This is a genomic window from Streptomyces sp. NPDC093261, assembly GCF_044753645.1.
Taxonomy (GTDB): domain Bacteria; phylum Actinomycetota; class Actinomycetes; order Streptomycetales; family Streptomycetaceae; genus Streptomyces.
The window spans coordinates 42615-67041 of record NZ_JBIVNO010000011.1 but is presented as its reverse complement, the minus strand read 5'-3'; the positions used below and the strand labels follow the sequence as shown (position 1 = coordinate 67041).

The window sequence follows — 24427 nt, the reverse complement described above, 5'->3', positions numbered from 1 at the left end:
TCAGCCCTGATGTCATGAGATTTTTGGTCGACTAGCCTCGCCCTGCCACTCACTCGACACGAAGGTGATCCCGATGCTCTGGGCCGTGCATTGTCTTGACGCCGACGACGTCCTGGAAATCCGACGGGAGGGCAGGGCGGAGCATTCGGCCAGGCTCCGCTCCGGAATCGTGGAGCCGGTCTGCTACGGAATGCTCGTCTCCGACGACGGTGGGCATCCCGTCGGCAGCCTGATCCTGGTGCGCGCCGAGGACCGGGAGACGGTCGAGCGGTACGTCGCACAGGACCCGTTCATGATCAAAGGTGTGTGGCGCCAGGTCACCGTGAGCGCCTTCACCGAGTCCGCAAACTCGCCGACCCGTCTCACCGACACCTCGTCATGACACAGGAGACCAACCGATGACCAGGCCTCTTCCTCCGAATCACAGCGAGAGTGATCTGATGTCCGCCCTGAACTCCCTGAGGGAAGCCCTCGGAGCGGCCGGGGTGCTCACCGAGGAATCCGAACTCGCCCAGTATCGAGATCCTTTCCCTGTCCTGGAGGCCGATCACTTCAGCCCGTCGGCTGTGGTTCTTCCGCACACCGTGGAGGAGATACAGGAAATCGTCCGGATCGCCACCTCATCGGGCTTACCGCTGTCACCGATCTCCACGGGGAAGAACCTCGGATTCGGCGGCGCGGCGCCCCGGCTGCCCGGGGCCGTGGTCGTCGACCTGAGGCGGATGAACCGCATCCTGGAGGTCAGCGAGAAATTCGGGTACGCACTCGTGGAGCCGGGCGTCACCTATTTCGATCTGCACCAGCACCTTCAGCGGCACGGCAGTCGCCTGATGCTGGACGTGCCCGATCTCGCCTGGGGCAGCATCGTCGGCAACACGCTCGAACGAGGCGTCGGTTACACCCCGTACGGGGACCACTTGTCCATCCAGTGCGGGATGGAAGTGGTGCTCGCCGACGGGGACGTGGTCAGGACCGGCATGGGTGCGCTCCCCGGAAGCAACACATGGCAACTGTTCAAGTACGGTTACGGGCCGCAGTTCGACCCCATGTTCACCCAGTCGAACTTCGGCATCGTGACGAAGATGGGCATCTGGCTGATGCCCAGACCCGCGGGGTATCAGGCGTACATGATCACGCTGCCGCGGGAGGAGGACCTCGGGCCCTTCGTCGACGCGCTGCGCCCGCTCCGCCTCGACGGGACGATCTCCCACGTGCCGACGCTGCGCAGCCTGCTCCTCGACGCCGCGGCGGTGGCGCCCCGCTCTGCGTTCCACCCGGGCCCGGGCCCGATTCCCGACAGCGCGGCCGGGAAGATCAGCGACGATCTCGGCATCGGCCGCTGGAACTTCTACGGCGCGCTGTACGGTCCCGATGCCATGCGTGCCGCCACCTGGTCCGTCATCAGGGACGCCTTCTCGGGCATCCCCGGCGCGGGGTTCCACTTCGCGGGGGAGCACCCGAGCCCCGTACTCGCCACCCGGGCCAAGATCATGGCGGGACTGCCCAATCTGGAGACGTACGACATCCTCCAATGGCACGACAACGGCGGCCACATCGACTTCGCCCCCGTCTCGCCGGCCACCGGTGAGGACGCGATGCGCCAGTACGAGCTGGCCCGCGACCGGTGTCTTGAGGCGGGCAAGGACTACATGGGCAACTTCATCGTAGGGCGGCGCGAGATGCACCACATCTGCATGCTCATGTTCGACACCGCCTCGTCCGAGGACCGGGCCACGACCCTGGAGCTGTGCCGGACCCTCATCAAGGAGGCGGCGGACCTCGGTTACGGTGAGTACCGTGTGCACCCGGCGCTCATGGACGACATCGCCGCCACGTTCAGCTACCACGACGGTTCCCTGATGCGCCTGAGCGAGAAGGTCAAGGATGCGCTCGATCCAGCGGGCGTACTGGCTCCCGGCAAACAGGGGATCTGGCCGCGTCACCTGCGCGGCAGCGGGCTGTGAGCCCGTCGGAATGAGGTCTGCCGTGCGCGTCGTCGTCACAGGAACGAACCTCGTCGGCGAGCGGCCGCGCGCTGATGGCCGAAACGCTGCCACCAGCGGCGCCAACCTGGCCTTCGGGCTGGGCCAGTTGGGTGTCGCGGTGACGCGGGCCGACACCGGGGCGGGCGCCGCCTGCATCGCACGCCCGCTGCGGGAGCACAGCGGCGCGGCCCTGGTCGTCATAGCGCCGGACGTCCCGTGGGCCATGCTCGGCCACGCCCGGGAATGCAGGAGGCTGGCGGTGCCGTTCACGGCAGACCCCGGACCCGGCGTGACGCGCACCGGGACAGAGGACGCGCGCGCCCTGGTCCGGGGCGCGCACTGGCTGTTCACCAGCGCGAAGGAACGGGAGCTGCTCCTGGAGGCCACCGGATGGCGGAGGGAGGAGGTGCTGCGGCACGTCGGCGCCTGGGTGACCACCCTCGGCGCCCAGGGCGCGAGCGTCGAGTCGCGCCGCTTTGCAGAGATCAGGGTCCCGGCGTGCGAGGTGAGACGGGTGGTGGACCGCGACGGAGCCCGGGACGCGTTCCGTGCCGGATTCGTCGCCGGTGCCGTGAACGCTCTGAGTGTCGAGCGCGCAGTCCAACTCGGCTGTGCGACCGCCGGGTTCGCGCTGGAGTCGCCCGGCGCGCAGGGGTACGCGGTACCGCTGCGCGCGCTGCTCGCCCGGATGGGAATCAGCTACGGGCGCCACGTGGAGATCGAGCTGGCGGCGCGCGTCCGCAGAGCCGGCCCCGAGCCCGAACCGGACTCGAACGCATGTATCCCGTCAGTGTGACCAGGTGACCTTGTGACGGGGGGCGCCCTTTGGGACCATTGCACTCCTGCAACGACCCTACGTGCGCAGTCGCAACAGATACCCGGGGACGTGTGAGGTGCGTCGGCGGTGCGGTGTGGCAGCGACGGATCCGCTCGGCCAACCCGGACGAGCCGGTTCCCGAAGGTCATGTCATGCACCGTGAGGGCGGTTCGGCGATCTGTCGCGCGTGCCTCACGAGGGAGCGCACGCTCGATGAAATCCGTGGCCAGGTCAGGGCAGTTCGCAGACGCGCGAGCGATCAGGCAGTTGCTCCGCGCGTGCGAGACGCGGTTCACCGACTGGGAGGTACCGACACCCTTCACCATCACCAGACTCGTCGAGCACCTCAGTGACCGGCGCAACCGGCTGATCCACCTGATCCCCACCGAACTGGGCGCCGGCCGGCCGTCCGGGATCTGGCTGGCCCTGCCGGCCTTGGACGTCGTGATCTACGAGTCGAGGACCAGCCGCACCCATCAGGAGCACATCATCGCGCACGAGCTGGCCCACATGCTGTGCGAGCACACGCAGGAGGCACCGCTGGACAGGGAAACCGCGGAGCGGCTCTTCCCGGGCCTCGACCCCCGCCTCGTCCAGCAGATGATGGGCAGGACGAAGTATCCCGACGGCGACGAACTGGAGGCCGAGGTCATGGCGTCGGTGATCCTGTGCCGTATGAACTCCCGCCCGCCGAGCGGGACGTCCGTACCCGACTCCGACTCCCAGGGCATCCTGCACCGGCTCGAACGGTCCTTCTCGATCGGCGGCGGGAGCGCCGTGTGACCGATGCGCTGCACCTGACGTGCCTGATGGTCGGCGGCACCGTATTCCTCTGCAGGGCGTGGGTGCTTGTGTCCAGGGCACGTGACACCGTTGCCGTCGCGCTCTGCGTGTACGTCGGCCTGTCCGCGTTGAGTTATCTCGTGCTGCTGCCGCCGGTCTACGTATCGATCGACCGATGGACCGGCCTCCGTAATGGTGCGGGTATGGGTTCGGGCGTGAGCGTGCTGGGTCTGACCGTCGCCCAGCAGTATCTGCTGATGCACTGGACGTACCCGAGGAGCGTGGCGCGCCGCCGCTTCCGGCGCCGGCTCGCTCTCGGCCTCATCGTGATCGTCACCTATGTCGTGAGCTTCTTGGTGTTCGCCCCCAGGCAGGAGCGGTTCCACGACTTCTACCTGGAGTACACCCATCGGCTCTTCCAGGCCCCGTACTTGGTCATCTACACGCTGGCCTGCCTGGGCGGCCAGGCCGATGTCGTGCGGCACTGCTGGCGCTATGCGGCGGTCTCCCGGGGCACCTGGCTACGCCGGGGCATGATGACCACCGCCGTCGGCGGGATGCTGATCCTGGGCTACGCGATCATGCGCGTGGCCGATCTCGTCGCCGGCCCGCTCGGCTACGACCTGCGCGGGATGGAGCCCGTCGTGTGGCTGTGCGGGGACATCGGGTCGGCGCTCTCGCTGATCGGCTGGGTGCTTCCCACTATGGGGGAGCGGCTGTCCGCCGCTGCCCGGTGGGTCCGCGCCTACCGGATCCACGCACATCTGTACCCCCTGTGGCGGGCCCTGCAGGAGGAGGTTCCGGGCGTCGCGCTCGGTCCGCAGCCGTCCAGGCTCGCCGACCGGTTGCGCGTGCGGCGCATGGACTTCTGGCTGCACCGCAGGGTGATCGAGATACACGACGCCCGCCGGGCCCTTCACCTGGCTTCGGCGGGTGACGGCCCGGGAGGGCCGCCCGGCCGGGAGCGAGGGTCCGCGCTGCTCGCCGCCCTGCGTCGAGCCGACGAGCGGGCCGGGTTCGCCTCATCGCCTCGGGACCGCGACTTCGACGGGGAGGTCGAGTTGCTGACCGGTCTGGCGAAGGCGTTCCTCGCCGAGCGGAGGGTTGCCTCGTGAGGCCTGCTCAGGGAGTGGACCAGCCGGTGGGAACCTCCCGTCGGGCCGACAGGTCGTACACGGAACGCTGCCGGTGGGACAGCCCGCAGCGCACCGCCTCCGTCCGATCGGGTACGACACGCACCAGGCTCAGCACGACGCGCCTCCCGTCGCGGTCGTACCAGGCACCGAGCATCAGCTCCGGGTCCCGGAGGAGGATGTCGGTGTGGTCCCGTAGATACGCCTGCAGCGCCCGGGGGCCGTCACCTGCGAAGAAGGAGGCAGCAGGCTCCACCTGCGCGCTGGAACGCCCGGTCGCCACCGCGTACCCCGAGCTGGGAGCGGATCCCCGGCGTGGGTCGACGGTGAACCCGCCCGTCTCTCGGGCCTGTTCGACCAAGCTCCCGAGGCGTTCTTCCACCGCGGGGAACCCCTCGGAGGCGGCGCGGTCGCCGCCGGGCACGTCACCGCTCATGGCCGATGAGGCGGCGACGAGCGCGCAGACCATGGCGAGTACGCACCGCACGTTCCGGCACCGCGTCATGTGGCGGGACGGCGGCCGAGGTAGGTGACCGCGGCCATGACCCTGCGGTGTTCGTAGGGACTCTGCTCCAGTCCGAGCTTGTAGAACAGACTGCGCAGATGTGCCTCCACCGTCTTGGGACGCAGACGGAGCTGCCGTCCGATGGCCAGGTTGGACTTGCCCTCGGCGACGAGTTCGAGGACTTGCCGCTCCCTGCCGGTGAGTTGGCCGAGTAACGTCTCCGTAGGCGTCTGAACGAGCACGTGCCCTCCTCGTTCTGATTCAACTGCTAGTTGAGCTACATCAACCAGTAGACGATCCGGTAGTTCCGTCTGCAAGGGTGCCCGCTATATTGTGATGTGCACCACAAGGGTGGGTGCTGGATACTCTTTGATCTCCCTTGTAATACTTCGCGCACCACGGAGGGCGGGAATGGCTGCGGAGAAGAACGAATCGGTGCTCGCTGAGCGTCTGGACAGCCTCTTCCGGTCGAGCCGTCCCGAGGGTCGTCCGTGGACCAACGACGAGGTGGCTGCCCGGCTCAAGGAAGCGAACCCCAAACTCCGCGTCAGTGGCGCCTACCTGTCCGCGCTGCGCAACGGCAAGCGCGAACGCCCCTCCCATGAGCTGCTGATGGCACTGGCCCAGTTCTTCGGGGTGCAGTACGCGTATTTCTTCGACCAGACCTACGCGGACCAGGCCCTCGCCCAGCTCGCCCTGCTCGACGAGTTGCACCAGGCCGGAGTGCGCTCCATCGCCCTGCGCGCCGCGGGACTCCCGCCCGAGAGCCTGAACGCGGTGATGTCGGTGCTGGACGAGATAAGGAAACTCCAGGGCCTGCCGCCCGTCGAGGAATAGCACCGCGCTCGCCAAGTCGCATGTGTGGTGCGGGCGAGTTGAGGCGTGCTCCGAGGCTCGGAGTGCGGCTGTTTCAGACACCGCCGGCTGACGGCTGACGGCTGGGGCGGCGCGGTGGCGGCCTCCGGATTGCTCGGGCCGCCCTGCGCGCCGCCGCCCGCCCGCTTCCCCGTATGCACACCGTCATCGCTCGGAGAACGAGGTCAGTCAGCTGGTGGACCGGGCGAAGGCCGACGGGATCCAGCTGACCGGTGATTGAGGTGGGGAGGGCGCAACGCGGCTAGATCGGTGCCGGGACGAGGCGGCCTGTCGGAGGCCGTGGCGGTCGAGGCGGTGGATGAGGCCGGGGCGGCGCCGGTAGTCCTCGCGCAGGCGGGCCAGGCGCTGGTGGAAGTCGGTGTGCTGTCGGGCGTGGGCGTAGGCGTCGCGCAGTTCCGCGAGGAGACTGACGGCCTGGTCGTAGCAGCTGGTCCTCTTGGTGGCGATGTGCGCCTCGATCTGCTGCCAGACGGATTCGGCCTCGCCTGCGAGAGCGGTCAGATGCCGGGCGCGGGCGGTGGCCCGTTCGTGTTCGGCGCGCTGTCGGCGTTCGGTGCGCAAGGTGTGGGCGGCGTCCAAGAGGTGGGCGGCGGACCGGCGCCCGGGGACCGTGGTGGGGGCGTCGGCGCCGCGCAGGCGATGCAGGAGTTCGGTGTGCAGCCCAGGTTCCGGGCCGAGGGCGAGCCGCAGCAGCAGAGCGTCCTTCTCCTTCTGGGGCATTGCGGCGATCAGCGGGGCGAGTTCCTTCTTCGCAGGCCTGGTCAGCTTCTTGGATGCGGCGGGACTGCCTGGGCCGCTACTGCCGGCAGGTCGTCGTCCACGCGCAGGAAATCCGCGAGCGCCCGCTGCGGGGCGGTCAGTTCGCCGAGCCCGGCCGGGACGGGCGGTTCGGGGCAGGTCCGGTACTCCTCTTCGTCGTCGTCTTCGAGTTCCCAGGCGGCGAGCGCTGAGAGCCAGGCCAGATAGAGGGGGCGCAGGTCGCCGGTGGTGAGTTCGTCGCGTACGCCGATGAGGGCGGACAGCGAGTCGTCGGCGCCCTCGATCCAGTCGCCGTCCTCGTCCTCGCTGGTCAGGTCGAGCAGGAGGTGGGTGCGGGTGGTCCAGGCCTCGATGTGGTGGTCGTGACAGTACGACCGCGCCGCCGGCAGGGCCAAGGTCTGCTTGGGCAGGCGGAGCATCAACCGGTGGGTGCCCCAATTGGTCACGTACGTCATTGAGGCGTCACCGACCTGGATGTCAGGGTGCAGCCGTGGCCGAGCATAACGGTAGGATCACGGAGTCCTTGCTAGGCCTCACTCCCAGGAGACAAACCCATGTCTACGAAGGTCAACTTTCAGGGCAACCCGATCGCTGTCGCCGGTGACCTGCCGTCGAAGGGGCAGAAGGCGGAGCCGTTCAAGCTGGTCGCCAAGGATCTGTCGGATGTCTCGCTGGACCATTACGCCGGGAAGCGCAAATTGCTGAACATCTTCCCCAGCTTGGACACCGGCGTCTGCGCGGCGTCCGTACGGAAGTTCAATGAGGTGGCGGGCAGACTCGACAACACCGTGGTGCTGTGCATCTCCGCAGACCTTCCGTTTGCACAGTCGCGGTTCTGCGGGGCCGATGGCCTGACCAACGTGATCACCCTGTCAACGTTGCGCGGCCGAGAGTTCCTGCGGGACTATGGAGTGGAGATCACTGAGGGTCCGCTGACTGGTCTGGCCGCCAGGGCCGTCGTCGTTTTGGACGACAACGACACGGTCATCTACTCCCAGCTCGTGCCGGAGATCACTAACGAGCCCGACTACGACGGGGCCCTGGCCGTTCTGGGCTGAGGCCGCAATAGTCAAGCGTTGTGCGTGAGCTGAGTTCAGCCACGAGCCGGGCCGCAGCATCGGGTGGGCTGCAGGATGTCCCCATGACGACTTCGTGGTCCAGCGCAGGGGCGACATCGGATCGCCCCGCATGTCCGGCTCGACAAGGGCCGGCAGGGCGGGCCGCAGCCCAGGATCGAGGTCTACCGCGCTTGCGGCCTCTGCCTTCCCGGCGGACCCGGCCCAACGGGCCACCCCGGAATCCAGTTCAGCCACTCCGCGAGAGACGGTGCCCTCGCGCACCCCGGCGGCGCGGGCCACCCTCCGGATCCCGCCGTGCCCCAGCGACCGGGCCTCAGCCCCCATTGCCAACCGGCGCTGACGCTCGTCCAAGGGAAGCACCGTCAAGAGCTGTGCGGCGGGGGGACGCGAGGGTCGGCGTGGCTGTCGAGGAGCCGTAGCGGTGGCCTTGGGGCTGCTGTGTTGCCGGGGACGGGGAGGCGGAGCCGCTGGTCGGCGCGGTGGCCTGGTTGGTGGCGGTCGGACCTGCGCCCCTGCCGGCCGACGGGGTGCTCGGTGACGCAGACGGTGTGCTCGGCGACGTGGACGGGGAGGTGCCGGTCGAGGGAGCGGCCGAGGGAGGCGTCCGGCCGAGCGCTGTCAACACGGCGTCGGTGACCACTCCGTCCGCGTTCGTGGTGAGGACGATGGGGTCGGCGGCGCCGAGCAGATGATCGCAGCCCAGGTTCGTGAACGTCTGGTTGGCCCGTGCCGCGAGGAAACCGAAGAGGTTCGGCGCCATGGCCGGGTCCGGCGAGGGCGCCTTCTCGAAGAGTGGCTTGTCCTTGAAGACGCGCTGGATGCCGGCCGGATCGCGGAAGAGGGTGGTGCAGAAGCCCGCTCCGTCACCGTCGGCGCCGGCACCGACCGCGGGCATGTCGACTCCGGTGCGGTACGCGTTGGTCTTCGCGACGCTGCTACGGCCGTCGACGAGCGTCATCGGGTCGTTCCGCGGGACCAGCGCGATCGGCGCTTTCTGGTGTGCCGCGGCGGACAGTTCGTCCAGCGCGAGGGCGGACGTGGCCCGGCCATCGCCGGACTGGTCGGGCGCGGTGAAGGGCTTGCAGCCAAGAGCAGGGTCCATGAACTGGGTCAGCAACAGGTTGTCGCTGCCGTTGGCCAGATCCTTCGGGGCGCGGGTGGTCGCCCACCTGGCCCCGCCGTTGTGCCGGTGGTGCCGGTCGCCGCGGTTGGTCAGCCGGGCGCCATCCTTGAGTGCGGCCCTGCTCGCGGCGTTGTTCTGGGCGATACGGCCGTGCGCGTCGGCGAGGTAGTGGGTCACCACGTTGTCGCTTCCGTCCTGGTCCACGACGGAGAAGTCCCGCGTGGTCGGGCAGGGCAGGCCGTCCTTGGCTCTCCCGAGCGCCGGAATCCTGAGGTGCCCCTTGGCGATCTGGGCGTTGGCGGCCCGGAAGAAGGCCGGAGCATTGCAGTACGCGAACTGGCCGAAGACCGATCCAGGCAGGCCGTTGACACACTGGCCCCGTGCCGGACCGTCCCGACGGCCGCTTGCCCGCAAGGTCAGCTCGGCGCTGTTGAAACCGAACCAGATACCCACGGTCGAGCCGCGCGGCACGGAGGGCCGGGCGGTGGGCGCGGCCGGCTTCGTTCCCTTGTCGATCACCAACGGGTTGTAGAGGGTCAGCTTGCCGTTCGGGGTGACGATCGCGGCTTCCACGAACGCCGACTGGTCGGGGTTGGCCTCGTGGCAGGGTCCCTGCGCCGGGTCGGTCGCGACGAGTCTGTACGGCGTGGCCAGGCCGCGGGCGCTGAGCGGATTGTCCGGCACCAGCAGCGTGCAGTTGGGATCGGGTCTGCGGGCCGCCGCGTCGGGCTGCGCGGCGGTTGCCTGGTTTTTTTGCGGGCGGTGCTGGGCACGGACTTCCGCCGCGAACACCGACCCCGCGACGACGGCGAGAATCACGGGGCCGCCGATCAGGGCGAGTGACACCTTCGACAGCTTCCGGTGCCGGGCGTGCTCCCGCCGCGCAGTACGCGACGACTGTGTCAGGTCCTTGCGGGCCACTGCGGTGCTCCTCACTGTGCGTCCTTCCGTGGGGAGTGACCCACGGTCGCGCGGGCGCACGACGGTCATGACAGTGCGGACCCTTCTGGGCGTGGCGGAGAACGAGCAACCGGATCGCCCCGCACGATGGATCCCATCGCGATACGTGCCGTGCTCACGGTCGGTTCAACGGCCGCGCCAGTCATTGCCGAACCTTGAACGAGCGGGAGGCTGAATCCCTGGTCGGCGCACGCTGAAGAGAGGTCAGCCGGATCGGCTCGGGGCGGACCGCGAAGGGGGCATCGTGCCGGGGAGCCGTCGTGACTGCTCTGCCGGGTGCAGGGGAGGAAAGTCGTGCGGTGATGCCCCTCTCGCGGGCACCACTTCTCCGACATCCGCTGGGACGACATCCACTGGCGACAGGGCTACGACAAGTGGGAGGCCTACGGTCAGGCCAAGACCGCCAACGTCCTGTTCGCCGTGCAGCTCGACAAGCTCGGCCGCGATGCCGGCGTCCGGGCCTTCGCCCTGGGGCAGCGAGGGAGCTGACCAGGTGCGCAGCATGTGGCGCCCTCGGCGAGACCCTGGCGTCGGCCTCCCGCGAGGCCGACGCCGACGAGGGGACCGTGCTCGGCCTCGACCGGTTGCCCCTGTCCCGTAAGCCACTCAGCGCGATGGGCCGCGCCACAGCGGCGCCTTCTGCAGCGACGCCACCTGCTTCCGCTCCATCGGCGGTTCGGCGCTCGTTGCCGCTCTGATCGAGGCGCGGCCCGCCGCTATCTCGCTCCCGAGACCGACCAGCCGTACGCCGAGGGGACCGGACCGTTACTCAACCCGTTCCTACTGGACGTGTCGCGTCGCTCTGGCCGGGCGCAAGCGCGCCTCAATCCGATGGACGGCTGACGCGGAGCGACCCGCGGGCCGGCACGCGGATCCGTCTCTTACCAGAACTTCCCACTACATCCCATTCGGGTGAGAGAGGGGTGAGAGCTATATGCCGTTAAGTCTCCGTTCGTATTCCGTGCATGTCGACCTACGGATACTCCCCGAGATCCGGATTGCCCCCCGCGTCCGGATGGAGTTTTCGGAGCCCTGAAAGGCCGTTCATGCTCACCCCCCACAGCGAGCCGACTCGAGAGCGCGCCACCGAGTCCGCGTCGGCGCGGTCCATATCCGCCGTGCTGCCCCGTCCTCGCGGCGGCGGGTCGGCGTCGCCCGCACCCCGCACGGGTCCGCCGCGGCCGGCGTACGAGCTCCCGGTGCTGCTGGGCATCGTCGCGGTAGCCGCCGTGCTCACCCTGTGGGGCGTAGACGACAGCTCGTTCCACGGGTTCTACGCGGCCGGCGTGCGCAGCATGACCGACAGTCCGGTCGCCTTCTTCTACGGATCCTTCGACCCCGGCAACACGATCACGATCGACAAGCTGCCCGGCTACCTGTGGCCGCAGGCCCTGTCGGCACTGGTCCTCGGCTTCCATCCATGGGCGCTGGTGCTGCCGCAGGCGATCGAAGGCATGGCCTGCGTGGTCCTGCTCCATGGTCTGGTACGCCGCTGGGCGGGCGTGCCGGCCGGTCTGCTGGCGGCGGGCTTTTTGACCCTCACTCCCGTGTTCGTCGGCCTTGGGCGGTCCGTCACGGAGGACTCGTCGTTCACCCTGTTGCTGCTTCTGGCCGCCGGGGCCACCCAGCGCGCGACCGAACGCGGCCGGGGGCGCTGGCTGTTGCTCGCGGGCGTGTGGGTGGGCATGGCCTTCCAGTGCAAGATGCTGGAGGCCTGGGCGGTGCTGCCCGCGCTCGCCGTCACCTACCTCGTCGCCGCGCCCACAGCCCTACGTCGTCGGCTCCTGGACGTCGCGCTGGCCGGCGCGGTGGCGTTCGCCGTGTCGGTGTCATGGATGGTGGTGGCCACGCTGACCCCGGCGTCCGACCGCCCCTACCTCGACGGCACCACGGACAACTCGGCGTACGGTCTGGTCGTCGGCTACAACTTCCTGACCCGCTTCCACGGCCTGGACGCGGCCGCCGCCGGCAGCGTTGCCCCCAACGAGAGCCTTCGGACGGCCGGCGCCGGGCCCGGCATGGGCGACAGCGTCTGGAAGATGTTCAGCCCCGGGATCGCCACACAGACCGGATGGCTGTATCCGCTGGCCGCGCTCGGGGTCGTGGGCGGCGCATGGGCGCTGTGGCGGCGGCGTGCGGCCCGCACGGACCGGGTGCTGGCGGGCCATGTGCTGTGGGGGGCATGGCTTGCCACGTTCTTCCTGGTGTTCAGCTTCGGCAGTGTGACCGGACACACCTACTACATGGGTGTCGTCGCCGTGGCGCTGGCCGCGATGGGCGGCGCCGGGGCCGTGCGGGCCTGGCAGGTGTACCTCAAGGGCGGCCGACGGGCCTGGGCGCTGCCCGGCGTGATTGCAGTGAACCTCGCCTGGTGTGTGACCCTGACGCTGTGGTACCCGCACTTCTTCCCCTGGTGCGTCCCCGCCGCCGCCGCCCTCGGCCTGGTCGCCCTGGTGCTGTCCTGCATCCGCCGACGGCCGCGCCTCGTCACGGCCGGCCTGGCCGCCGGCCTCGCCGCGGTCCTGCTCATACCGGCCGCCTGGTCGGCGTCGGCGCTGTCCCTGCGCTACAACCAGCCCGGCTCGCTGGCCCGCGTGGGCCCCACCAACCACCGGGTGGGCAACCTGCTCGCGAAGCTCGGTCCGACCCGGGAACGCCTGCTGGCCTACCTGACCGCGCACCAAGGCGGCGCCGAGTACCTGGCCGCGGTACCCGGCTGGTGGGAGGCCGCGCCCTACATCATCTCCGCCAACGCGCACGTGCTGCCCGTGGGCGGCTTCACCGGCCGGGCCCCGTATCCGACGTCCGGTGGTTTCCGCCAACTGATCGACACCGGCCGGCTGCGCTACGTCGTCCTCAGGCGCGCCGAGGCGATCAGGAGCCTGCGCCGCGCGGCCACGCCGACTGCCGTGATCACGCGTTGGACCGTCGGCCACTGCGCGGTCGTGCCCCCGGCGGCCTACGGCTCCGGCGACCGCACGGAGGCGCTGTACGACTGCGGCCCGGATCACGACGGGCGACTCGGGCCGATGCACGTGAAGGTGTCTCATCGTCGTTGACGACGGCGTCTTGTTCCACTCCGCGGCGGACCGCCCGTGCTCAGCGGACCGGCCGCTGACCGTGCCGGTCGCCAGATGGAAGAGGCGTCTGTCGGCGGACGGCCTCGTAGCCGGGATTGCCATGACACAGCGGTGGCCGATGGTGCAGGAAAGCACTCGCTTTCCGCTGTCCGACCGTACGCTGGGCCTGCCTGGGCGCGCCCCAATGCACGAAATTCGAGATCGCGCCGCCTATCTCGTCGGTCCTGACGAGTTTCCCGAGTCCTGGGCGCAGTCGTACTGAGCAGCCCGCGGCCGTGTCCACGCCGAGGTGTTGCCCCGGCGAGCGCGATGGCGCAGCCGGGACCGTGAAGGGGCGCCGCAGGTCAGTGAGTCGCTCAACACCTGCGCATCCGTCACTGTGATGACGCTGGCCTTCACCCGGAAACCGGCACGTCCCTCGCCGTGAACGGCGACCGCAACGGTGACGGCCGTAGCCTGACGAACGCCGGGGCCGACACCCACCACGGTGGGCTTGCGGTGGCCGGTCATGCGCGACCCGGGGAACGTTGAGGAGATTCGCGAGGCGGTTGGGGCACCCGCTGAATTCGGTGGATGTCACCGGCCGGTGAGACCGAGGTGTCCGAGATCGGGAGCGGGCTGAGGCGTTGCACGCTACGGCGTAGGGGCCAGCCTCTCATGAGCGAGGGGCGGCCCCGGAGGACCGCCCCTGATGGCATCTCAGCCCACGACAGTCGCCCGGACGCCTGTGCAGACCGGTGATTCAAGTCCTGCCGGAGTGTCAGAGCTGGTAGAAGTCGGTGTAGTGGTCGGGCGAGTACCAGACCACGCCTGTGTTGGAGTCGACGACGATCCGGTAGGCGTCCCGATGGGCGCCGCAGGTGCGCGGGTAGACGTCGTACTCGTAGAAGGTGTCACCGGACGGCAACTGCCCGTCGTTGTTGTAGAACTCACCACCCGCGTAGCTGCACTCGCCGTCCGGCCAGTCGTACCAGCCCCGAGCGGTCGGGTAGCCGAGGTCGGACCAGGTCGAGTTCGCCGAGGCCGCTTCGGAGCATCCATCGATGCTGCAGGAGCCGTAGACCGCCGCAGTCGCGGCGGGGCTGTTGACGGCGGACACACTGAGCACGGACGCGAGGGCGGCGATCAGCACCGCGAACCGCTTGGCCCAGGGCAGCTGGGGACGTCGCAGAGTCAGCAAGGAACCCTCCAAATAAGCGCGTGCATGGACATGACACTCTGATCCCCTTGTGTGGCAAACGGGTGTATAGCCGGTTGCGAGGAGGAGGGGAATTGCGGTTGCACCTGACGTGGCGTAAGGAATAGTCGTTGAACAGGTGTGATTCCGGTGTGCGGTGCCGGACGGCGCACCACGGACGAATGGCCTCGGTCGGCTCGGTCCCGGTCCTCGGGCCGAACGTGGACGAGGGTGGTCGGTTGCGCTCGTGGGTGGCGTCGGCCAAACGGGCGGGCCGGTTCTGCCGGCGCGTCGACGCTGTGTTTGGGCGCTGGGTTCGGTCCGGCGGCCGGTCGTCGACGAAGTGCGCACGGAGCGGGTCGCGCAGCGGGTCGAGGCACTGTCCGGGGCGTACGAGAGGGCTCCCTAGGCGCGTCCACGCATCACCGGTGGCCGGGCCTTGCCGGCGCGGCCACCGCACAGCGGGGAGCGCCGAGATATTGAAGACTCTACGACGACCGAAAAGCGCTCACAGTCGGCGCACGTGATGTTTTGAGCGGTCGTGCTGTGAAACAGTCGTGCGAGGCCCCTCATACCGATGAGTAACACCCTTGAAAGGGAGACCACTTGTCGCGCACCTCGACGTCCGGACAGCGACCCCCGCACGTTCTGACACCGTCCAGTGACAATTCCCTGATCGCCGCATGGGCCGGCGGAAAGGGGAAGAACCTCCACGCCCTGACCGTGTCCGGTTTTCGCGTGCCGAGCTGGTCCGTCATCGGCTTGGACGTCTTCGCGGAATTCTGCCGCGCCAGTGGACTGGACGAGCAGCTGGTACGGCTGCTCACCGGCGGCCGGCAGCCGAAGGCCGGGCAGGTCGCCGAGGAGATCGCGCGCCTGATCGAGGCCGCGCCGCTCCCCGAGCGCGTCGCCGAGGCCATCGCCCTGGCCTATCGGCACGCCGGCGCCGGCGCGGTGGCCGTCCGTTCCTCCGGCGCGCAGGAGGACGGCGCCAAGCACTCCTTCGCCGGCCAGTTCGACACTTTCCTCAACATCCGGGGCCTCAAGGAAGTCACCGCCCACGTCCGCCGCTGCTGGGCCTCCGGCTTCTCCGAACGGTCACTGCGCTACCGCGCCCAGCGCCGGCTGCCGCCGGATGCCGGTGGTGTGGCCGTGATCGTTCAGCGCATGGTGGCGGCCGAGAGCAGCGGCGTGTTGTTCAGCGCCGACCCGACGACCGGGCGGACCGACCGCCATCTGGTCAGCGCGGTGTACGGGCTGGGGGAGGGGCTGGTCTCGGGCGCGGTCGACGCGGACACCGTCGTCCTGGACGCCGCCACCGGGGAGCCGCTCACCACGGTGATCGGCGACAAGCGGGAACGCTACGAGGCCGGACCCGGCCCCGGCTGCCGGGTGCGGCCCGTCGCCCACGAGCACCGGTCGGCGCCGGTGCTGACCGCCGCCGGTCTGGCCCGGCTGCACGAGGCCGGAGTCCGCATCACCGCCTGCTACGGCGCCCCTCAGGACATCGAGTGGGCCATGGCCGAGGGGACCTTGTGGATTCTGCAGAGCCGCCCGGTCACCACACCCGCGCCCGCACCCGCGCCCGAGGGCGAGCTGCGGATCTGGGACAACTCCAACATCATCGAGAGCTTCAGCGGCGTCGTCTCCCCGCTCACCTTCAGCTTCGCCGCCGACACCTACGCCAAGGTGTACGACGGCTACGCCCGCGCCCTGGGCGTCCGCGGCGAGCAACTGCGCGAGGTGCGGGAATGGACCCCGCACCTGCTCGGCTATGTTCACGGACGGGTCTACTACAACCTGTTCCACTGGTACCGAATGGTGCGCCTGGCCCCGCTGTATCCAATCAATCGGCGGATGTTGGAGAAATCGCTCGGCGTCGCGGAGAGCATTCCGGACGAGATCGCCGACGCGCTCCAGCCGTTCACACCGCGATCGGGACTGTCAGGCCGGTTCTCGCGCCTGGCCCGCACAACGATCTTCGCCACGAGATTCCTGACCATCCGGAAATCCGTGGAAACCTTCCATCGGGATTTCTACCAGGCGTACACGATCTTCAACAATGTCGACTACGACGCCCTGCCCGGTGAGGAGACCTATCGCCGTTTCCGCCGGCTGCAGCGGGAACTCATCGAGAAGTGGGGCCCGATGCAGGCCCTGGACGCCACGATCCTGCTCTCCGTGGGCCTGCTGGCGCTGCTCACCCGCAGCTGGCTGCCGGAGGCACCCGAGTGGTTCACATGGGCCGCGGCAGCCCCCGGCGGCGCCGTGGAGTCCGCCGAACCGGTGCGGGCACTGCGCGAGCTGGCCGACCGCGCACGCGCCGACGAAGACATCCGGTGCCTGCTGGAACACACACCCGAATCCGATTCCTACCGGGCGCTGCGCGAGGCCGGTCACACCCGGTTCCTGGACGCCGTCGACGCGTACATCGCCGACTACGGCTACCGCAGCCCCGACGAACTCAAGCTGGAGGTCCCCGACCTGTACGAGAACCCGGCAGGGCTGTTCACGTTGCTGCGTGACGCGTTGTCGGACACCGGGGCAGGCGGCGCGCCGGAGCGTGGCGGCGAGGTCGACGCCTATCTCGACGAGCACCTGCGCGGTCCGCGCCGCCTGCTGTACGAGCGGGTGCGGCACAAGGCCCGGACGGCGCTCGCCGACCGGGAACGGCTCAGGTTCTGCCGCACCCGGGCCTTCGGCGCGGCAAAGCGCATGCTGCGTGCCCTGGGCCGCGACCTGGCGCGCGCCGGTGCCATCAAGGTCTGGGACGACGTGTTCATGCTGCGCCTGGAGGAGATCGGCGGCGCGTACGAGGGAATGATCGTCCACACCGAGCTGCGGGAGCTGGTCGCGCTGCGCCGCAGGCGACTGGCCGTCGACACCGGCCTGCACGCCCCGTCCCGTTTCACCACCCGTGGCGCCCCGTACTGGTCGGGCAACCTGGACCGGGCGGGCTGGACCGGTGGCCCGGCCGTCCGCAGCGGCACCCGGGAACTGCGTGGCACCCCCTGCTGCCCCGGCGTCGCCGAAGGGCCCGCCGTGGTCACCGACACCCCCCGCGACATCGGCGGCGGCGTCCTCGTCACCTACCGCACCGACCCGGGCTGGGTCGCCGCGCTGTCCTCGGCCGCCGCCCTCGTCATCGAACGCGGCAGCCCGCTCACTCATGTCGCCGTCGTGGCACGGGAACTGGGCATTCCCACGGTGGTACGGGTCGAGAACCTCACCACCGAGATCCGCACCGGCACCCCGCTGCGCGTCGACGGGGCCGCCGGGACGGTCACCGTACTCGCGGACCCTCCCGACGACGGTACGACCGCCACTGAGGACAGCCCCGGAACGGAGAGGCATCCGTGATCCTCACCGAGGAGCAACTGCAGGACCTGCTCGACAAGTCCCTCGCCGAACTGCCCAACGGCACCGAGTGGGCCGTGACCCTCGAGGGGTCCATCGCGGAAGGGTTCGGCAACCCGTCCTCCGACATCGACTTCCTGCTCATCGGCCGCGCCGAGGACGATCTGCCGACCATGCCGTCGCTGCTGTTCCTGGACGGCCGGCGGGTGGAGATACGCACCCGGTCGGTGCGCCAGCTCACCGGTCAGCTCCGTGCGGTGGAAGAGGGTGCCGAACGGCCCGGCAGGCTCTCCGAGGACCTCCTCAACCGCTGCCAGCGGCTGCTGCACAGCCACCCGCTGCGGGGCCACACCCTGGTGGCGGAGGTGAAGGCGTTGCTGCCCGTCGAGCGGTTGCGCCGGATCACCGCCGACTGGTGGGCGCACCGGGCCCGCCAGTCCCTGCGGCACGCGATGGCGCTGCTGTGCCTCGGCGAGAGCGACGAGGCGGTCGACTGGACCCGGGCCGGACTCGTCCAGACCGTCAAGTCCTGGGCGGCCGGCCGGGGCGAGACCTACCTCGAACCCAAGTGGCTGTCCCTGCAGCTGGACCGGGCGGGCCGGCCGGACGTACGCGACCGCTACTGGGAGCTGGAGGCCGCCGCCCCCGCCTCCGGGAACGCCGACGCCGACGCCGCCCGCGACCACCTGACCGCCTGTCTCGCCTTCACCGCGGAGCTCGGGCTCACCGGCGTCCCCTGGCGGCCCGAGCGGCTCACCGTCGAAGGCGTTGCCGGGGTGACCACCTGGCAGACCGGTGAACGGGTGCACGTCGTCCGCGCCCGGCGGGAGCTGTTCGCCCTCGGTGACCACGCCGGTGCCGTGTGGCGCTCCCTCGTCCTGCGCCGGCCGCTGCTCCGGGTGCTGGACGCGGCCGCGGACACCGGCGTCGCCGACCCCGGCCCGCTGCTGGCCGTCTTCCTGCGCTACGGGCTGATCCGCCTCGCCTGGAAGGGCGGCGGCACCGTCACCCCGGCGCTGCCGCTCGCCGCCCCGCCCGGTCCCGTCACCCCGCCGCCCTCCGCCGCACAGCCGCTGCTCTCGGTGCGCGGCGCCGCTGTCACCGGCCCCCGCGCCGTCGATCTGATGCCGTTGCCCGCCGATCGGTTCGCCGCCGCCGCCATGGACCTGGTGTGGTCCAACGTGGTCGTCGAGAACGCCGTCGAGGATCTGACCGGCGCCCTGCGACGAGGCCAGTGGCGGGTCGCCGAACTCACCGCGCGACGCGCCGTGCACGCCGCACTGCGCGGACTGCTCAGCGCCCACGGGGTGCACCCGCTGCCCGCCGACTCCGACCTCGTACGCCGCCTCGACCTGCTGCCGTCCGGCACCCGGCCGATCGCCGCGCACGCCGGCGAACTGCTGCGGCGCACCGCCGACCCGGAGAACGGCGCCGCCCTGCTCGCGGGGGTGCGCGGCTTCATCGCCCAGGTCCGCGGCGCGGTGGGCGCCCGAGCCTTCCCGCTCTCCTTCGACTCCGCGGAGACCTGGCGGGCCACCCTCCAACTCGGCTACGACTGGCTGCGCCTCGGCGCCCACCTCGACGCGCAACTTCCCATCGAAGAAGCCCGCGACCTGCTGGCCGGCCACGGCACCCAGCCCCACCCGGCCCGGTGACGGCACCACATGCAGGCACTCCCCCCGACCCACCACCCGGAGGACCGATGCCCGACCCGATGACGGTGCTCGTGACAGGCGCCGGCGGTCTCGTGGGCGCGGAGGTGACCGCCCGGCTCACCGCCGCGGGCCACACCGTACTGACGCTGCTGCACCGCACGCCCGGCATCGTCCGCAACAACGGCAGAGCACTCGTCCCCGGCCCAGGCGCGCTGATCCCGGTCACCGGCGACATCACCCGTCCGGGCCTCGGGCTGAACCAGGAGGACCGGCGGCTCGCCGCAACGGCCGACCGGATCGTGCACTGCGCCGCCGTCACCGACTTCGGACTGCCGGACGAACGCTACGACCGCGTCAACGTGACCGGCACCCGGCACGTCCTGGACCTCGCTCTGCACGCGCGTACCCCGCTCGCGCACGTCAGCACCGCCTATGTGTGCGGAGAACGCGACGGCACCGCGCGGGAGGACGAACTCGACGTCGGCCAACGTCCCGGCAACGGCTACGAGAGGAGCAAACTCACCGCCGAGACCATGGTCCGCGAGGCCGCGGCGGACGGCCTGCCGACGACCGTGGTGCGCCCGAGCATCGTGACCGGCGCCACCCGCACCGGCCGCGTCCGCGAGTTCAAGACCATCTACCCCGTGCTGCGGGTCCTCACCAGGGGCCTGGTGCGGACCGTGCCCGGCCACTACGACTGCGTCCTCGACCTGGTCCCGGTCGACCGCGTCGCGGACCTGGTCACCGAGGCTGTCCTGCGCTTCGAGGAGGCCCGGGGCCGCACCCTGCACGCCGTCGGCCACGAGCTGACCCTGCGGGACTTCTCCGACGTCCTGGCCGAGTACCCCTGCTTCCACGTTCCGCGGTTCGTCCCGCCGTCCGCGTTCCGCGCCCGGGCCCTGCCCGACCGCGAGCGCCCCTACTACGACCGCGTCGTCTCCCTGTACGACACCTACTTCCGGCGGCGCGTCCACTTCGACGACGCCCGGGCGGCGGTCTTCAGCGGCCGTCCCGCGACCACGCGTGCGCGGCCGTACCTGCGCCGTCTCCTCGACCACTGCCTCACGACCGGCTATCTGGGCCCGGCACCGCGCCAGGTGCCGGCCACCGCCCGACCCGACGGGAGCACGCACCGATGACCCCCGACCACCCCGCCGGCCCCCCGCACGGCATACCCGTCTCCCCGCGGCTGACGTGCCACCCCGCCAAACGGCGGCTGTACGGTGCGGACACCTACTACCAGGAGGCCCACGAACAGCTTGCCGTCCTCACCGACGACGTCACCGGCTTCGCACACCGGCACGCAACGCTGCTGCTCAAGCCGGACGCCGTGGTGGCCCGCAGGCTCGAGGCGGCGGTGGACTGGCTGACCGGGCGGGGGTTCAGGATCGTCGGAGCGGCGGTCACCCGGCTGACCCGTACCATGATCCGCTCTCTGTGGTACTTCCAGTGGAACCTCGCCACCCCCTACCGCAGGAGGCTCGCCGCCCTGTTCCTGGAGGACGCCGACGCCCTCGTGCTGCTCGTCCGGCCCGCCCGCGATCCGGGCATCCCCGCATCGGTCGAGCTCACCGGGCTCAAGGGGCCCACGGACCCCGACGCCCGGCGGCCCGGCCAGCTGCGCCATCTCCTCGGCCGCCACAGCTATCTGCTGAACCTCGTGCACACCGCCGACGAGCCCGCCGACGTCCTGCGGGAGCTGGCCGTCCACTTCGACGCCACCGCGCGCGGCCGTCTCTTCCGCTCCGCCCTCGCCGACGAGGACCGCACCGCGGACGCCCTGGAGCTGACCGGCCGGCTGTACGCGGCCACCAAGCCACGGGACCTGGACTTCGAAGCCGCCCGCGAACGGCTGCGCGACGCCGTCCACCGGCACACCGGCACCGACCCCGCGGCCACCCCACGCACGCTGCTGGAGACCGCGTGGGAGGAGGGGATCGACCTCGATCCGTGGGACACCGTCATCGTCGGCTCGAAGGTGCTCCCCATGCGCGTGCCCGGCCGCGCCCCCGTGCTCGACGGGGCCGACGCCGGCACCTGGCGCCGCCACCTGGACACCATCCGCGCCAACCCGACCTGAGGAGCGGCCCATGCAGTTCAGCCGGATACTCCCCAAGGAGCTGGTGCACCGCGCCGCGGTCGCCGAGGTCTTCCTGACCGACGCGGAGCGCCTCGGCGAGGACGAGCTGCTGCTTGCCGCGCAGCTGCCCCGCCGCCACGCCTTCTACCACGACACCCTCGGCCCCCGTACCCACCACGATCCGCTGCTGCTCCTGGAAGCCTGCAGGCAGGGCATCTTCGTCGTGGCCCATCGCTATCTGGGCGTAGCGCCGGGTCTCAAGTTCCTGCTCCGCACGGTCGAGTTCGAGGTACCCGACCACACGGCCCTGACCTGTGACGGCCGCTCCACCGAGGCCCTGATCGCCACCCGGGTCGAGCACCGGTTCCGCACCGGGGCCACGGTGACGGGCCTGCGGCTGCGCTTCACGCTGACCATCGGCGGCCAGGAGGCGCTGCTGGCCCGCATCGCCTACTCCTGGCTGCCGCCCCGGGAATGGACGCGTCTGCGGGCCGGACAGCGCGGTGCGCTGGGACTGCCCACTGTGCCCGTCGCCCTGCCCGGACCACGCGTCGATCCCGCCCTCGTCGGCCGGCGCGACCCGGCCAACACGGTCATCTCCCCACCGCGCACCGCCGGCGACGGCACGCGCACGGCACGGCTGATCGTCGACACCGCGCATCCGACCCTGTACGACCACTGGGTCGACCACGTCCCCGGCATGCTGGAGCTGGAGGCCTTCCGCCAACTCGCGCTCACCGCGGCCGCCGCCGCCGGCACCGTCCGCACGCCGACGGCGCTGCCCGTCGCACTGGCGGCACGGTTCCGCTGCTTCGCCGAGATGGACCTTCCGCTTCGCTGCCGGACCGCTCCCACCTCGCCCGGCGCCGACATCGAGTGCACCCTGCACCAGCCGGGCGCCCTCGCCGCCGAGGCCCGGATCAGGTTCGCCGCCCCGAACCCGGACGCCTTGGCGGGTGCCCTCGAGACGTCGGCGGCCCGCGGAGCCGCATGACCCCGGCCGCACTCACCCGAACAGGAGAGCCCCCGGAGTGACCACCGTCGCCGTTCCTCAGGTACCCGCCCGACTGGGCCGCTTCGTGCTGCGCATGTTCCGGCCGCACATCTACGTCACCTACGGACTGCTGTGGGCGCTGGCCCTGGAGAGTTCGGCGGTCGCCGCCACCGGCGCGGCCTGGCGGCCGTCCGGCGCCACGTGGCTGCGGGCCGCGAGTGTCGTCCTGGCGCTGCTGTTCCTCCGGATGCTGGACGAGCAGAAGGACCTCGCCCACGACCGTGTGCACCACCCGGACCGGCCGCTCGTGACCGGCGCGATCACCGCGGCCGAACTGCGCGGCGCCATGGCGGCGATCACCGTCGTGGCGACGGCCCTGAATGCCGCTCTCTCGGCCACGGCCGCCCTGCTGCTGCTCGCGGCGCTCGGGTACGGGCTGCTCCTCGCCGCGCTGGAACGGCTGTCACCCGCGGTACGCGACCGGCAGCTGCTCGAACTGGCGGTCACCTACCCGGTGCAGGTGCTGCTCGGCGGCTATGTGTACGGGTCGCTCGTCGCCGCCGGGACCGTCACCGCAGACTGGCGTGGAGCGGGGCTGCTCGCCCTGTCCGCCTGTGTCTTCCTGCACTTCGAGTTCGCCCGCAAGACGGCTTGGCAGCCGCCGCCCGGTGCCCGCCTGTACTCGGCGGACCTCGGCCCCCGTCGCAGCGCGGTGGTGACCGCGGGCTTCGCGGCCGGTGCGGTCGGCTGCCAGGTGCTGCTGTTCGCGCCGGCCGGTCCGCTGGGGCTGCTGCCCTGCCTGGCGGCGGCTCTGCCCGCATGGGGCGCCTGGCGGTTCCTGGCCGTACGCCGCGGCGGTTGGCCGATGCCGACCGCCATGGGGTTCGTCGTGGCCACGTACCTCGGGCTGGTCGTCCGGGCGGTGCTGCGGCCATGACGCATGAACCCGCGCTGACGTGCACGGAGTTGCTGACCACCACGCGGAGCGTGCGGCGGGGCCTGGACCTGGATCGCGTGGTGGACACGGAACTGGTCAAGGACTGCCTGCGCATCGCCCTGCAGGCACCCAACGGCAACAACCGGCAGAACTGGCGCTGGATCCTGCTCACCGACCCGCGGATCCGCGCCGACGTCGCCGAGGTGTACCGGGCCGCCTTCTACGACCGCAACGCCGCCGTGCTCGAGCGTCCGGCACAGCTGCCCGAGGCCACGCGCTCTGTGCTCACCGCCGCCCGGGCGCTGGCCGACCGGCTGCACCTGGTGCCCGTCCTGGTCCTCCCCTGCCTCGAAGTGGCCGACGGGCGGCTGCCTGAGGGCAACCAGGCCGGTCTGTGGGCGTCGTTGCTGCCCGCCGCCTGGAGTTACGCGCTGGCGGCTCGCAGCCGCGGTCTGGTCACCGCCTGGACAGCGGTCCATCTCGACCGTGAGCAGGAGATCGCCGACCTGCTGGGCCTGCCGCCCAGCGTCCGCCAGGGCGCGCTGCTGCCGACGGCGTACCCCGTGCGCGGCACGTTCCGGCCGGGCCCGCGGCTGCCGCTGGAACAGGTCCTGCACCACAACGGCTGGCAGACGGCCGACCGGCGCAGGGCCGGTTCCCGGGAGAACCCGGTCAGCCGAGCTTGAGAAGTCCCGCTTCGACCACGGCACGGCCGAAGGGGCTCGCCACGGCTGGCAGACGGCCGACCGGCGCAGGGCCGGTTCCCGGGAGAACCCGGTCAGCCGAGCTTGAGAAGTCCCGCTTCGACCACGGCACGGCCGAAGGGGCTCGCCAGTTCCGCGAGACGCTCGCAGTCGGCGTCACCCAGGGCGGCGTAGGCCGGAAGGGCCAGACGGTCGGTGCGCTTCTCGATGCGCCGGCGCAGGTGTGCGCCTTCCGAGCTGAGGGAGTCGCCGTCGAGAAGGCCGCGCTCGCGCAGGCGCTCCCGGGTGCCGGCCCACTCCTCCTCGGGCCAGGCGCGGCTCGCCTGGCGTCGCGGGCGAGCATGCGCTCTTCGGCCGGCCACCGCTGAAGAGGGTTGGGCGGGGACCGCCCCCGGTCGGTGCCCCGACGGCGGGGACACCCTG

The 24427-nt window shown here is 70.7% G+C and carries 22 protein-coding genes and 2 pseudogenes; 16 read left to right on the top strand and 8 right to left on the bottom strand.

All coding sequences use genetic code 11. The annotated features are described in order from the left end of the window. The first annotated feature begins 73 nt into the window (after positions 1-73). From ACIP94_RS23110 to ACIP94_RS23090, 5 genes are all read left to right on the top strand, one after another. Positions 74-382, top strand: a complete 309-nt coding sequence (locus ACIP94_RS23110) for a YciI family protein (RefSeq protein ID WP_402428662.1) — start codon at positions 74-76, stop codon at positions 380-382. Positions 383-440: 58 nt separating this feature from the next. Beyond that, complete coding sequence (locus tag ACIP94_RS23105) at positions 441-1964, top strand: FAD-binding oxidoreductase (RefSeq protein WP_402428659.1); 1524 nt, start codon at positions 441-443, stop codon at positions 1962-1964. 22 nt (positions 1965-1986) lie between these two features. Then, positions 1987-2781, top strand: coding sequence for a PfkB family carbohydrate kinase (locus ACIP94_RS23100; protein ID WP_402428656.1), 795 nt, complete (start codon positions 1987-1989; stop codon positions 2779-2781). 234 nt (positions 2782-3015) lie between these two features. Then, on the top strand, positions 3016-3585 hold the full coding sequence (locus tag ACIP94_RS23095) for a regulator component (RefSeq protein WP_402428653.1): 570 nt from the start codon (positions 3016-3018) through the stop codon (positions 3583-3585). Further along, positions 3582-4700 carry an MAB_1171c family putative transporter gene (locus ACIP94_RS23090; RefSeq protein ID WP_402428650.1) on the top strand — a complete coding sequence of 373 codons (1119 nt, stop codon included), beginning with the start codon at positions 3582-3584 and terminating at the stop codon, positions 4698-4700. Before ACIP94_RS23095 ends, ACIP94_RS23090 begins: the two co-directional genes overlap by 4 nt. Before the next feature lie 7 nt (positions 4701-4707). Here ACIP94_RS23090 and ACIP94_RS23085 read toward each other — a convergent pair whose 3' ends face one another. Then, on the bottom strand, positions 4708-5205 hold the full coding sequence (locus ACIP94_RS23085; RefSeq protein WP_402428647.1) for a hypothetical protein: 498 nt from the start codon (positions 5203-5205) through the stop codon (positions 4708-4710). Between the two features lie 14 nt (positions 5206-5219). Next, entirely contained in the window at positions 5220-5465 is a 246-nt protein-coding gene (locus ACIP94_RS23080) for a response regulator transcription factor (RefSeq protein ID WP_402428644.1), read from the bottom strand. 169 nt (positions 5466-5634) lie between these two features. Between ACIP94_RS23080 and ACIP94_RS23075 the strand changes: the two genes are divergently transcribed. After that, the gene (locus ACIP94_RS23075; protein WP_402428641.1) at positions 5635-6060 is read left to right on the top strand and encodes an XRE family transcriptional regulator; all 426 of its coding nucleotides are present in this window, start codon (positions 5635-5637) and stop codon (positions 6058-6060) included. A 207-nt stretch (positions 6061-6267) separates the two neighbouring features. Here the strand turns inward: ACIP94_RS23075 and ACIP94_RS23070 are convergent, their stop codons facing one another. Next, entirely contained in the window at positions 6268-6819 is a 552-nt protein-coding gene (locus ACIP94_RS23070; protein ID WP_402428638.1) for a hypothetical protein, read from the bottom strand. A 41-nt stretch (positions 6820-6860) separates the two neighbouring features. Continuing rightward, positions 6861-7313 (bottom strand): hypothetical protein, encoded by a 453-nt coding sequence (locus ACIP94_RS23065; protein ID WP_402428635.1) that lies wholly within the window; start codon positions 7311-7313, stop codon positions 6861-6863. 99 nt (positions 7314-7412) lie between these two features. Between ACIP94_RS23065 and tpx the strand changes: the two genes are divergently transcribed. Further along, positions 7413-7916, top strand: a complete 504-nt coding sequence (gene tpx, locus ACIP94_RS23060) for a thiol peroxidase (RefSeq protein ID WP_402428632.1) — start codon at positions 7413-7415, stop codon at positions 7914-7916. An 84-nt stretch (positions 7917-8000) separates the two neighbouring features. Here tpx and ACIP94_RS23055 read toward each other — a convergent pair. Together ACIP94_RS23055 and ACIP94_RS23050 are read right to left on the bottom strand one after the other, a co-directional pair. Next, positions 8001-8261: pseudogene (locus tag ACIP94_RS23055) on the bottom strand (ISAzo13 family transposase); the annotation flags it as partial. After that, positions 8251-9996, bottom strand: coding sequence for a hypothetical protein (locus ACIP94_RS23050; RefSeq protein WP_402428629.1), 1746 nt, complete (start codon positions 9994-9996; stop codon positions 8251-8253). The gene ACIP94_RS23050 and the pseudogene ACIP94_RS23055, both read right to left, overlap by 11 nt. 333 nt (positions 9997-10329) lie before the next feature. Between ACIP94_RS23050 and ACIP94_RS23045 the strand changes: the two are divergent. Both ACIP94_RS23045 and ACIP94_RS23040 read left to right on the top strand, forming a co-directional pair. Next, positions 10330-10503 (top strand): annotated as a pseudogene (locus tag ACIP94_RS23045) (oxidoreductase); the annotation flags it as partial. 563 nt (positions 10504-11066) lie between these two features. Then, positions 11067-13079: an ArnT family glycosyltransferase gene (locus ACIP94_RS23040; protein WP_402428626.1), complete on the top strand. Its 2013-nt coding sequence runs from the start codon at positions 11067-11069 to the stop codon at positions 13077-13079. Positions 13080-13860: 781 nt separating this feature from the next. On the opposite strand, the gene ACIP94_RS23035 is transcribed toward ACIP94_RS23040, so the two are convergent. Beyond that, positions 13861-14280, bottom strand: a complete 420-nt coding sequence (locus ACIP94_RS23035) for a ribonuclease domain-containing protein (protein WP_402428623.1) — start codon at positions 14278-14280, stop codon at positions 13861-13863. A gap of 603 nt (positions 14281-14883) precedes the next feature. Here ACIP94_RS23035 and ACIP94_RS23030 point away from each other — a divergent pair. Genes ACIP94_RS23030 through ACIP94_RS23000 form a run of 7 tightly spaced genes read left to right on the top strand, consistent with a single transcriptional unit; the run spans position 14884 to position 23986 of the window. After that, positions 14884-17637 (top strand): phosphoenolpyruvate synthase, encoded by a 2754-nt coding sequence (locus tag ACIP94_RS23030; protein ID WP_402428620.1) that lies wholly within the window; start codon positions 14884-14886, stop codon positions 17635-17637. Further along, positions 17634-19289: a hypothetical protein gene (locus ACIP94_RS23025; protein WP_402428617.1), complete on the top strand. Its 1656-nt coding sequence runs from the start codon at positions 17634-17636 to the stop codon at positions 19287-19289. Before ACIP94_RS23030 ends, ACIP94_RS23025 begins: the two co-directional genes overlap by 4 nt. 47 nt (positions 19290-19336) lie before the next feature. Then, a complete protein-coding gene (locus ACIP94_RS23020) occupies positions 19337-20428 on the top strand; it encodes an SDR family oxidoreductase (RefSeq protein ID WP_402428613.1) in 1092 nt (363 codons plus the stop codon). Continuing rightward, positions 20425-21369, top strand: a complete 945-nt coding sequence (locus tag ACIP94_RS23015) for a nucleoside-diphosphate kinase (protein ID WP_402428610.1) — start codon at positions 20425-20427, stop codon at positions 21367-21369. The genes ACIP94_RS23020 and ACIP94_RS23015 overlap by 4 nt, the downstream gene beginning before the upstream one ends. Before the next feature lie 10 nt (positions 21370-21379). Continuing rightward, positions 21380-22363 (top strand): ScbA/BarX family gamma-butyrolactone biosynthesis protein, encoded by a 984-nt coding sequence (locus ACIP94_RS23010; RefSeq protein ID WP_402428607.1) that lies wholly within the window; start codon positions 21380-21382, stop codon positions 22361-22363. A gap of 37 nt (positions 22364-22400) precedes the next feature. Further along, the gene (locus ACIP94_RS23005; protein ID WP_402428604.1) at positions 22401-23300 is read left to right on the top strand and encodes a hypothetical protein; all 900 of its coding nucleotides are present in this window, start codon (positions 22401-22403) and stop codon (positions 23298-23300) included. Next, positions 23297-23986, top strand: coding sequence for a nitroreductase family protein (locus ACIP94_RS23000; RefSeq protein ID WP_402428601.1), 690 nt, complete (start codon positions 23297-23299; stop codon positions 23984-23986). The genes ACIP94_RS23005 and ACIP94_RS23000 overlap by 4 nt, the downstream gene beginning before the upstream one ends. 92 nt (positions 23987-24078) lie before the next feature. Here ACIP94_RS23000 and ACIP94_RS22995 read toward each other — a convergent pair whose 3' ends face one another. Continuing rightward, entirely contained in the window at positions 24079-24366 is a 288-nt protein-coding gene (locus ACIP94_RS22995; RefSeq protein WP_402428598.1) for a hypothetical protein, read from the bottom strand. Between the last annotated feature and the right edge of the window lie 61 nt (positions 24367-24427).

What these genes read in the sequence shown, in the direction of transcription:
- ACIP94_RS23110 (WP_402428662.1), top strand. Translation starts at nt 74, where the DNA reads ATGCTCTGGGCCGTGCATTGTCTTGACGCCGACGACGTCCTGGAAATC.
- ACIP94_RS23105 (WP_402428659.1), top strand. Translation starts at nt 441, where the DNA reads ATGTCCGCCCTGAACTCCCTGAGGGAAGCCCTCGGAGCGGCCGGGGTG.
- ACIP94_RS23095 (WP_402428653.1), top strand. Translation starts at nt 3,016, where the DNA reads ATGAAATCCGTGGCCAGGTCAGGGCAGTTCGCAGACGCGCGAGCGATC.
- ACIP94_RS23075 (WP_402428641.1), top strand. Translation starts at nt 5,635, where the DNA reads ATGGCTGCGGAGAAGAACGAATCGGTGCTCGCTGAGCGTCTGGACAGC.
- ACIP94_RS23070 (WP_402428638.1), bottom strand. Translation starts at nt 6,819, where the DNA reads ATGCCCCAGAAGGAGAAGGACGCTCTGCTGCTGCGGCTCGCCCTCGGC.
- ACIP94_RS23065 (WP_402428635.1), bottom strand. Translation starts at nt 7,313, where the DNA reads ATGACGTACGTGACCAATTGGGGCACCCACCGGTTGATGCTCCGCCTG.
- tpx (WP_402428632.1), top strand. Translation starts at nt 7,413, where the DNA reads ATGTCTACGAAGGTCAACTTTCAGGGCAACCCGATCGCTGTCGCCGGT.
- ACIP94_RS23040 (WP_402428626.1), top strand. Translation starts at nt 11,067, where the DNA reads ATGCTCACCCCCCACAGCGAGCCGACTCGAGAGCGCGCCACCGAGTCC.
- ACIP94_RS23020 (WP_402428613.1), top strand. Translation starts at nt 19,337, where the DNA reads ATGCCCGACCCGATGACGGTGCTCGTGACAGGCGCCGGCGGTCTCGTG.
- ACIP94_RS23015 (WP_402428610.1), top strand. Translation starts at nt 20,425, where the DNA reads ATGACCCCCGACCACCCCGCCGGCCCCCCGCACGGCATACCCGTCTCC.
- ACIP94_RS23010 (WP_402428607.1), top strand. Translation starts at nt 21,380, where the DNA reads ATGCAGTTCAGCCGGATACTCCCCAAGGAGCTGGTGCACCGCGCCGCG.
- ACIP94_RS23000 (WP_402428601.1), top strand. Translation starts at nt 23,297, where the DNA reads ATGACGCATGAACCCGCGCTGACGTGCACGGAGTTGCTGACCACCACG.